This window comes from Anaerolineae bacterium, from assembly GCA_016931895.1.
GTDB lineage: Bacteria > Chloroflexota > Anaerolineae > 4572-78 > J111 > JAFGNV01.
This window is the reverse complement of sequence record JAFGDY010000286.1, coordinates 1-8,919: the sequence shown is the minus strand read 5'-3', so window position 1 is coordinate 8,919 and position 8,919 is coordinate 1. Positions and strand designations below refer to the sequence as shown.

9 protein-coding genes are annotated in these 8,919 nt (G+C 49.8%); 4 read left to right on the top strand and 5 right to left on the bottom strand.

Going from position 1 to position 8,919, the window contains the following annotated elements:
- Positions 1-87 precede the first annotated feature (87 nt).
- Positions 88-1,506: an IS66 family transposase gene (locus JW953_21845; protein MBN1995347.1), complete on the bottom strand. Its 1,419-nt coding sequence runs from the start codon at positions 1,504-1,506 to the stop codon at positions 88-90.
- A gap of 241 nt (positions 1,507-1,747) precedes the next feature.
- On the opposite strand from JW953_21845, the gene JW953_21840 reads away from it, so the two are divergent.
- The 4 genes from JW953_21840 to JW953_21825 all read left to right on the top strand — a co-directional run bounded on the left by JW953_21840 (position 1,748) and on the right by JW953_21825 (position 4,928).
- The gene (locus JW953_21840; GenBank protein ID MBN1995346.1) at positions 1,748-2,305 is read left to right on the top strand and encodes a TetR/AcrR family transcriptional regulator; all 558 of its coding nucleotides are present in this window, start codon (positions 1,748-1,750) and stop codon (positions 2,303-2,305) included.
- Positions 2,306-2,363: 58 nt separating this feature from the next.
- Entirely contained in the window at positions 2,364-3,230 is an 867-nt protein-coding gene (locus tag JW953_21835) for a nitroreductase (protein ID MBN1995345.1), read from the top strand.
- 460 nt (positions 3,231-3,690) lie between these two features.
- Entirely contained in the window at positions 3,691-4,308 is a 618-nt protein-coding gene (locus JW953_21830; GenBank protein ID MBN1995344.1) for a hypothetical protein, read from the top strand.
- The gene (locus JW953_21825) at positions 4,305-4,928 is read left to right on the top strand and encodes a DedA family protein (protein MBN1995343.1); all 624 of its coding nucleotides are present in this window, start codon (positions 4,305-4,307) and stop codon (positions 4,926-4,928) included. The genes JW953_21830 and JW953_21825 overlap by 4 nt, the downstream gene beginning before the upstream one ends.
- A 127-nt stretch (positions 4,929-5,055) precedes the next feature.
- Here the strand turns inward: JW953_21825 and JW953_21820 are convergent, their stop codons facing one another.
- The 4 genes from JW953_21820 to JW953_21805 form a co-directional block, all read right to left on the bottom strand.
- Positions 5,056-6,009, bottom strand: coding sequence for an SDR family oxidoreductase (locus JW953_21820; GenBank protein MBN1995342.1), 954 nt, complete (start codon positions 6,007-6,009; stop codon positions 5,056-5,058).
- The gene (locus JW953_21815; protein MBN1995341.1) at positions 6,000-6,731 is read right to left on the bottom strand and encodes a DUF4386 family protein; all 732 of its coding nucleotides are present in this window, start codon (positions 6,729-6,731) and stop codon (positions 6,000-6,002) included. Before JW953_21815 ends, JW953_21820 begins: the two co-directional genes overlap by 10 nt.
- 92 nt (positions 6,732-6,823) lie before the next feature.
- Complete coding sequence (locus tag JW953_21810; protein MBN1995340.1) at positions 6,824-8,041, bottom strand: NADH:flavin oxidoreductase; 1,218 nt, start codon at positions 8,039-8,041, stop codon at positions 6,824-6,826.
- A gap of 9 nt (positions 8,042-8,050) precedes the next feature.
- Positions 8,051-8,719 carry a TetR family transcriptional regulator gene (locus JW953_21805; GenBank protein ID MBN1995339.1) on the bottom strand — a complete coding sequence of 223 codons (669 nt, stop codon included), beginning with the start codon at positions 8,717-8,719 and terminating at the stop codon, positions 8,051-8,053.
- Positions 8,720-8,919 lie beyond the last annotated feature (200 nt).

Here is an 8,919-nt window from a genome sequence, read left to right as displayed (position 1 = left end):
TCATCAACAACAGGTTTCTCATTTTGTGCATACTGTTAATAAATATCACAACTTTCTGTATTATGGAAACATGACATTGTCAAACTACTAAGCCGTGCCTTCAGAAGGTATGAAGGGTTGGCCCACAAAGGCATCGTAAATAGCCTCAATGACGTTACGTTTGTGTTTGCGTACCGTTGAGATGTAAGAGCGGATCGCACAGAAGTTATCTGCACCAGCCTGCGTACGGAAGGTGCCGGAAACCTTCTGTTTGACCTTTACCATTCTGACATCGCGTTCGGCCAGATTGTTATCAAAAGGAACGCGGAAGTCATACATAAAAGCCAAGACGCCTGATTTGTGCGTTTGTAAGCGGTCAAGCAAATTCTTGGGTGGGGGCTGCTTCGGTCGTCCGCGCTTTTTCGGAGGTGGGGTGTCGGGTGAAGGATTGGCCGCCAGTCCTTTGGCAATGAGTTTGTCGTACTGGTCTTCATAATGGGCCAGGCGCGGTGGGGGTAAACTCATGGCTGGTGACGGCGTGTCTTCAACTTCGGTCTTGATGTTCAGTAACAATTGGCTCATCTCCGCTGCCCATGTTTGCTGATATTGTTCCAGGATAAATTGCAGTTCGCGCAGGTGATGGGCATTGCAGCAATAATGCTGGCAGTTGTCGAACTTCAGGTAGGGGGACCAATGGTCATGGACGGCGCCACCCTGGAACTGAGGTAAAACCCCACCCGCTTCCATGCCTTCCTGTCCTCGCTTGCGGTGGACATGATAGAGGGTTAGTTCCGGGGTACTGACCACATGCAGCCATTGTAACTGACCTTCGACCCGGAGACCACTTTCATCGAAACCAGCCACCCCAGCGGCAATGAGTTGTTGTTTGATCCTGACCCGACTGGGTTCGGTCTGTTGGGCCAGTTGCTTGTTCGCTTCAATGATCACCGGTTCAGCAGGGGCTTGCCCATAGAAATCGGTCAACAATTCTTCCGTCCGGGCCAGGGGAATGAAGTGGTAGTTGTTCAAGTAGCTGGCTTGCGCTTTCAGACGTGGCCCATACTGAACCGGTTGGGTGACGTGCCCCGGAAACTCGCCTTTTACCTGTTGACCACAGGCGGGACACTGCTTGATTTCCGCCTGATGTTCGGTGACTTCGAGGCTCACTGGGGGCACATCGAATACTTGTCGTTTCTCATAACCCCCAGGGGCTATGTTCGACAGGTCTGTTTGGCAATGCGGACAACTGTTGACCGGGTGCGGTTCCACATGGTCTGGTTCGGCAACCATTTTCAGGGTGTTCCCCTGGTGTCCAGGTTGACCGCCCTTCTGACGCCGCCCCTTCTGACGCAAACTGCTCGTTCTGCGCTTTTTCAGACCATCACTGCTGGGAGGCTTACTGCTATTGTGGCTGTCTTTGGCCAATTGATCCCGCAACGTTTGGATCAGAGCCTGTTGTACCGCCACCTGGTCAGATAACCTTTGAATCAAGTCATCTTGGTCAGCCAATTGTTGCTGCATCGTCAAGATAAGCTCGATTAGACTCGTTTGGTCCAGCTTTTCCAGTTGCTGGCAGTTTCGCTCAAGGCATAGTAGGCTCATAAGGACAAGCTTACATCAAAAAGATTTGATTTACCTTTGATTTTGATTAGAGTAGCGTTATAATTTCGGCTTTTAGCCTTATGGCTTAGTAGTTACTAAACAACGATATTATCGGAATGAATATTCATTCCGATAACGTATTTTAACAGAATTGACAGTAGCATTTATGGATAAAAAAGAGGCTATCCTGGACGCAGCCCTGGTCTTGTTTGCCGAGCGAGGCTTCTACGGCACGCCGGTGCCCCTTATTGCCGAACGGGCCGGGGTGGGAGCGGGCACCATTTACCGTTATTTTGAAAGCAAAGAGGCCCTGGTAAACGCGCTGTATCAAAAATGGAAAGAAGAAATGTTTCAGGCCACGTTTGCCGATTTTCCCGCCGATATACCTCCCCGCCAAATGTTCCGGGAGGGCTGGCGGCGGCAGGTTGAATTTGCGCGGCAATACCCCACCGCCATGAAGTTTCTGGAACTGCACCACCACGCCCCTTACCTGGATCAAAAGAGCCAAGCTCTGAACCAACAAATCTCGGCTCCGCTGCTGGATTTTTATGACCGGGCGCGCCAGGCACAGATGATAAAAGATATGCCGGTAGAAATATTGCTGGCCATTACCCAGGGCGTTTTAATGGCTATGATGAAGGTTTACTGGCAAGGCCAGGTTGATTTGACCCCGGCATTAATTGACCTGGTAGAAAAAGTTTGCTGGCAGGCGCTCCGGCGCTAATTTTTTTATAAATTTCACGGAATGAATATTCATTCCTGGCAAAAATGGAGATAGAACAATGTTATACAGCAAACCCGTCGCCGAATTAATCCAACAACGCTTCTCCTGTCGTAGTTATCTTAACCAACCGATTGCCCAAGAAAAGAGAGAGTTGTTGACCAATTTCATCGCTTTGTCTCAAGTTGGTCCCTTTGGCGCTCCGGTACGGTTTGCCCTGGCCACTGCCACAGAACACGATCGCAAAGCCCTCAAAAGCCTGGGCACTTACGGCTTTATCAAAGGGGCCACGGGATTCGTTATTGGGGCGGTGGGTGAGGCCAACCAGAATCTGGAAGATTTTGGTTACTTGATGGAGCGCATCATCATCTTCGCCACCGACATCGGTCTGGGCACTTGTTGGCTGGGCGGGACGTTCACCAAGAGTCGCTTTGCCCAGAAGATTGAGCTAATGAATGGCGAATCTGTGCCGGCGGTCACTTCTATTGGCTACATCGCGCCCAAACCGCGTCTCTTCGATTCGTTCGTTCGTCGGCGCGCCAAGGCAGAAAGCCGACGGCCGGCTGAAACAATGTTTTTTGAAAAAACATTTGGCACGCCGATTACGCCTGAAGTGGCCGGGGCTTACGCTGTTCCGCTGGAAATGGTGCGCCTGGGACCGTCTGCCTCAAACCGGCAGCCGTGGCGAATTGTTAAAGACGGCCATTGTTGGCACTTTTATTTACAGCGCTCGCCGGGCTACGCCAAAAGAAATAGGTGGTTGTTGAACGTCGCCGATATACAGCGTTTGGATATGGGCATTGCCATGTGTCACTTTGAACTGGCTGCCAATGAACTTGGCTTGCCGGGCAAATGGGAAATCCGTGAACCCAACCTGGAGAAACCGGACGACCTGACTGAATATACCGTCAGTTGGCTTGAACAATAAATAATGAAATGTGCCCCGAAGAAGCGATTGCGTTGCAGTCAAGTTGGTTGTACCGTATTTTGAACCGGTAGAGGTTTTTTATTGATTAGGGGTAAGGCAGATGAATGATGTCACCAAACTAAAAATCACCACCGTTTATCTTTGGATAGCGGCCGTATTCTTTCTGTTTTGATCACCGTTATTCCACTGGTTTTACGCCGATTTTTACCATTACACCCTTTTTGGATTCAAAGATTATGACGATGCGCTGGTCAAAGTGATTGGCACCGAATCCCTGGAACCTGAAATCGCCATAGTTTTTACCAATTCCCACTATTTCTCAACAATTTCTCCACATTTTTTTGGTATGCTGATAAAAATCAGTATGATTACCAGGTATGGTCAAAAAAGACGCGCGGAATGAAGATCGCAAAGGTTTTTGTAACCTTTGCGGTCTGGATTAATTCGGGTGAAAAAGGCGATGATTGCTTTTTTTAAATCTCTCACCAAATTACAAATTTTGGCGATTATGCTGGTTATGATTGGTGTGGTGCTGGTGGTGTATTTTGGCATGCGCTCTTACCGCTCCTTCCGGGCCATGCAATACATTCAGGAGCAAGGGCTAGATTTAGGCACGGCTGATGTGGAGGCTATTCGGCCCTGGATGACCCTCCGGTTTATTGCCGTGGCCTACGCCGTGCCGCAGGAATACCTTTTTGCCGAGCTTGGTATTCCCTTTGAGCAGCGCAATAGTAATGAAACGCTGGGCCAGCTCAACCGGAAATATGATTTTGGCCGCCCCACCGAGGATCATAACCCTCCCATTTTAGAAAAGGTGAAGACCGCCATCCTAAAATATCAGGCCAATCCGGTCGCTACCGGCTTAAAAGAAGATATTCGACCCTGGATGAGTGTGCGCTATATTGCCAACAGCACCGGCATCCCGGCAGAATATATTTTTGAACAGCTCAATATCCCGGCTGAAGGCAATGAAGGCAAACCCCTGGACCGATTGGATCAGGAATATCATTATGGCGGGCGTCGAGCGATTGCGGAAGCTGTTAAACAAGCCCTGGCCCAATACGGGGGCGAACAATGAGCCTGACCGACCTGAACGACCTGTTCTTGACCTGGATGATTATCTACGGCTCGCCGATGCTGGCCGGGGTTTTGTTTTTAGGAGCGTTGGGCATCCCGGTGCCGGGCACACTGATTGTGATTGCCGCCGGGGCCTTTGTGCGGCAGGGTGTGCTGGACTTTTACACCACCCCGCCGTTTGGATTAAGCGGGGCCGTCGCAGGAGATGTCATCATCTACGGCCTGGGCCGTTTTGCCCGGGTCTGGATTCAACGGCGGTTTGGCCAATCTGCGGCGTGGCAAAAAGCCGAAGATTTCTTCAATCGGCGGGGCGGCATTGCCATTTACCTGACCCGCTGGTTGTTGACGCCGTTGGCTCTGCCCACCAATCTCATCGCCGGGAGCAGCGGCTATGGCTTTTGGAAATTTTTGTTTTACGATCTCGCGGGCGAACTCACCTGGATTGTTCTTTACGGCGGTCTGGGTTACGCCTTTGGCAGCCAATGGGAACTGATCAGCGACTTTATCTCCGATTTCAGCGGTTTACTCCTGGGCCTGGTTGTACTGGGTGTTGGCCTTTACCTGATCTTGCGCCGGCGCGAACAGACCGCCGTCGAAACGAGTCTGGAATCGGCCTTATAAAACCCGCCGGATGGCCGTTTTTGTTGACAGCCAGGCTATGGTTGTTTTGCAAGCATCCCCACCTTGCCCGGGGATGAGAGTTACCATCCATCTTCATCTTGACCTTCTCATAGCCTATTGTTCCTCTTCATTTTGGCTGGTTGATTGGGTTAACCTTATACTCAACCCCGGTCAGTTCCTCCGACACTGCCCACAGTTGCCCGGCCAGAGTCTCATCGTAAGACCGGCGTGAGGAACGGACCTTTTTGGGGTAACCGGCTCGCTGCAAAAAACCACCGGGGGCATAGAATTCACCTCCCTTCACGTTGGGTGCAGTGGCCGCGTAAAGTTGGGGTAGAGCGCCCATTTCAACGCCCTGTTTTAAAGCTTCCCAAAAGTAGCCCTGTATCCGGTGCAAAAGAGGGGTTTCCCGCGTCATGAGTTTTGTCCGCAGATTGGTGGCCGCAACACCCGGGTGAACCGCCAGGCTAATTGTGGACGCGCTGACTACATTCAATTTACGCTGTAGCTCATAAGCAAACAGCACGTTTGCCAGTTTGCTCTGGCTGTAGGCTATCCAGCGCTCATAGAACTTCTCGCTCATCAGGTCGTCAAAGTTTATCCGGCCCATTTGCTCAGCCACACTGGAAACAGCAACAACGCGGCTATTTGGCGTCTTTAACAACACATCTAAGAGTAAACCCGTTAAGGCAAAGTGTCCCAGATGGTTTGTGCCAAACTGTAGTTCAAACCCATCGGCGGTGGTCCGGTATGGCGTGGCCATTACCCCGGCATTGTTGATCAGGATACGTAACCGATTGTGTTTCAATCTGAACGCTTCCGCAAACTGCCGAACCGAAGCCAGACTGGCCAAATCGAGTGGCATCACCTCAAGCGAGGCATCTGGCAGTTGTTGACAAATTTGATCTTGGGCAGCATTGCCCTTTGCTGTGTCACGACACGCCAGTATCACGTGGGCATGTTTGCCCGCCAGCGCCTTCACCGTCTCAAAACCTAGCCCGCTATTGCCGCCGGTGACCAGCGCAACGCTGCCTGCCAGGTCAGGCATGTCCTCAGTTGTCCACTTGTGCTTTATTGCCATTCTACGTCTCCTTTTTTAGCCATTTTAAAAAAACTTCGCGCCAGTTGAATGTTCCATATTAAGTACCCTGGCACCGATAAGGTCAGGAGGGCGATCCCAATACCTGGCAGCAAGAAACCACAGACAGCCAGATTAGTAACAATGCCTACATAGGCCGTTGCTTTGCTAAAGATATTGCTTCTAAGCATCAGGAGCGAGCTAATCAAAAGAGATAATCCACCGAGGAAAGTGTTTACTTTATAAGCAGTGCCATCAAAGTAGGCCAGCATTGCTTCCCCCCCCGCAAGATAGTGGTCTTTAGCTACATCGGTTATCGCTGTGGCATATAGATCGCTCAAGGATACCAACTCAAAGATGGGCCTGGCAGGGACAATTAATCCAACAGCCAATAAACCAAGAACCAAAGCAATTAATGCATAGGATTCATTCACTTGTTTGAGCGAAACGTACAAAGCCAGGAAGAGAAGCACGCCGATGAGATTGTTTATCAGGAGAATGAAATCAAGTGAAAGAAGCCCACCCAGCCTGTTAGCTTGAATGGCCGCAAAGATATTTTCAACCGAAGTGGTTCCCGGCAAATACGGCCAAATAGGAAAGGTGACAATTACCAGCAGGATCAAAATTACAGTCGCTACAGCAACAATGCCGCCTATCCTGTAGAGTTCTTTCCATTGTGGGTCCGCGACTTTGTGGTTGGGTTGATCTAAATTTAATTGAGACATTTCGATTTCCTTATTCTTCAGAATAAAAAAGGTATAAACATCTTGTATAAAATAGGGTCACGCGCCAAATGCCAAGCGCTATGTCGAAATTTTTATGCTTGGCGGTGGGTAACGTCTAACCGGCCATAATAACAACGCAGCGGCTCCTCTTCTATCCCTAAAGCGCAATGGCAGCATGAAATGCATTTTGCTTCAGTTTGTTTGCCGCTTTTGAATTTTTGAACCAGGGTTGGTTCCAAGATGAAAGGCCGGCTGAGCGAGACCAGATCGGCTTTGTGGTTGCTTATAATATCCTGAATCTCGTCTAAGGTCCTGATACCACCAACCACAATCACCGGCAGGGAAACTGCTGTTTTAATGGTTTGGGCCGCAGGCACATTGTATAGCCGAATGGGCGGCGTCGGCGCAAAGCGCTTTCGCAGGGAGCGTTTGAGGATGGGTTTTAAGAGGGCAGGGATGTTTTTACACTTGAAACTGTAGTTAAAAACCGCCTCCACCGGATTGCTTGCATTTTTCATGGTTAAAAAGTTATCTTCTCTGACGCCGCAGGAAACCTCAATGGCCGCACAGCCGCAATCCTGGAGTTTCTCGGCAATTTTCACCGCTTCTTCCAGCCGCATGCCGTTTTTCCGGCCGTCATAAGCATTAATCTTGATAATGAGGGGGTAATCCCCGGTCGCCGCCTTTGCCCGGTCAAAAATTTCCCAAATAATCCTGAAACGATTCTCAAGACTGCCGCCCCATTTGTCGGCGCGCCTGTTCATATACGGCGACAAGAATTCGGACAGGAGATAACCGTGCGCGGCGTGGAGTTGCACACCGTCAAACCCGGCGGCCCTGGCCCGGCTGATGGCAGCCACAAAACTGCCGATGATTTCCTCAATTTCAGCTTCGGCTAACTCTTTGGGGATTTCCTCATTATAATGTTTGTCCCGGATAGCCGATGGCGCCACCGGTTTTTGACCCGTAACTTTGGAGCGGGTCTGCCGGCCGCAATGAGTCAGTTGGGCAAAAATCGGCGTCTGATAGGCATGCACCGCCTCAACCAACTTACGGTAACTCTCTATGGATTCGTCCCGGTCAATCTTCAGATCCCCGTAATACGAACTGCCGCCGTTGCCCTGGACAATCATCTCGCCGGTAATAATTGCTCCCACCCCGCCTTTGGCCAGCGAAACATATTTTTTGGTCAATTGGGGCAGGGGCAGTCCTGTTTCATCGCCTAGTCCCTCATGCGTGGCCGAACGTAATATTCGGTTATTGAGTTTGACTCCGGCCAGATGATAAGCTTGAAAAATATCCGGGGCCATAAAATCCTCCTATTTTGAAGTTTGGGACTTTAAGCCGTTTAGGAAAATTTTTAACGATTGTAAAAAGTAAGCCGAAAAATCAACCTGGAAAACCTCCAGTCCTTTTTGGGCAATGACCTGCTTGACAATGGGCGCCGGTTCGGCCAGTTGCTGGACGCCGATGAGCAGAACGTAAATATGGAGCATTACCAATGTGCCCTGTCCCGGCTCAAGAAAAGGTAGACAGGTTTCTAATAAAGCGCCTGCCTGCAAGATGCGGGCCAGCAGCAGTTGTTTAAAGTGCAAAGCCGGGGCAAAGTCAATGTTTTGCTCTAGAATGCTGTGTAAAATGGCCGTTAAACGCACCAGCGTAGACCGGTTTTCTAAAGAATAACCGATCAGGGCAATGAATTCATCAACCGTACAGCTCCCCTGACCGGCTTGTATCTGCTTAAAACAGGCTTCGGCTTCATCAAACCAGGCGGCAAATTCCTGGGCCAATAAGGCTAAAAATAACTCTTCCTTGGTTTTGAAGTAGAGATACACCGTGCCTTTGGCAATCCCGGCCTTTTCCGCCACTTCCGCCATATTGACCGCCTCATAAGACGTTTCCTGATATAACTGTAACGTCGCCTCTAAAATAGCCAGGCGACGTTCTTCTTTTTGCTCATCGCTGATTGCTCTTTGTTTGATAACCATGCCACTTCTCTCCAACTGACTTTGGGTCAGTTATATATACATCATAACTGACTTCGGGTCAGTTGTCAAGTCACAAAGAGCTTATGATGGGCAAAATCTTGCGAGTCACAAAAATTGGGATGGTTCATCTCTTACGAATAGTTAAGTTGACACTTTTCAAATAGGCGAAAATCTATATGAGTGTTAATCCAAGAAAATAG

What these genes read in the sequence shown, in the direction of transcription:
- JW953_21820 (MBN1995342.1), bottom strand. Translation starts at nt 6,009, where the DNA reads ATGGCAATAAAGCACAAGTGGACAACTGAGGACATGCCTGACCTGGCA.
- JW953_21815 (MBN1995341.1), bottom strand. Translation starts at nt 6,731, where the DNA reads ATGTCTCAATTAAATTTAGATCAACCCAACCACAAAGTCGCGGACCCA.
- JW953_21810 (MBN1995340.1), bottom strand. Translation starts at nt 8,041, where the DNA reads ATGGCCCCGGATATTTTTCAAGCTTATCATCTGGCCGGAGTCAAACTC.
- JW953_21840 (MBN1995346.1), top strand. Translation starts at nt 1,748, where the DNA reads ATGGATAAAAAAGAGGCTATCCTGGACGCAGCCCTGGTCTTGTTTGCC.
- JW953_21805 (MBN1995339.1), bottom strand. Translation starts at nt 8,719, where the DNA reads ATGGTTATCAAACAAAGAGCAATCAGCGATGAGCAAAAAGAAGAACGT.
- JW953_21830 (MBN1995344.1), top strand. Translation starts at nt 3,691, where the DNA reads ATGATTGCTTTTTTTAAATCTCTCACCAAATTACAAATTTTGGCGATT.
- JW953_21835 (MBN1995345.1), top strand. Translation starts at nt 2,364, where the DNA reads ATGTTATACAGCAAACCCGTCGCCGAATTAATCCAACAACGCTTCTCC.
- JW953_21825 (MBN1995343.1), top strand. Translation starts at nt 4,305, where the DNA reads ATGAGCCTGACCGACCTGAACGACCTGTTCTTGACCTGGATGATTATC.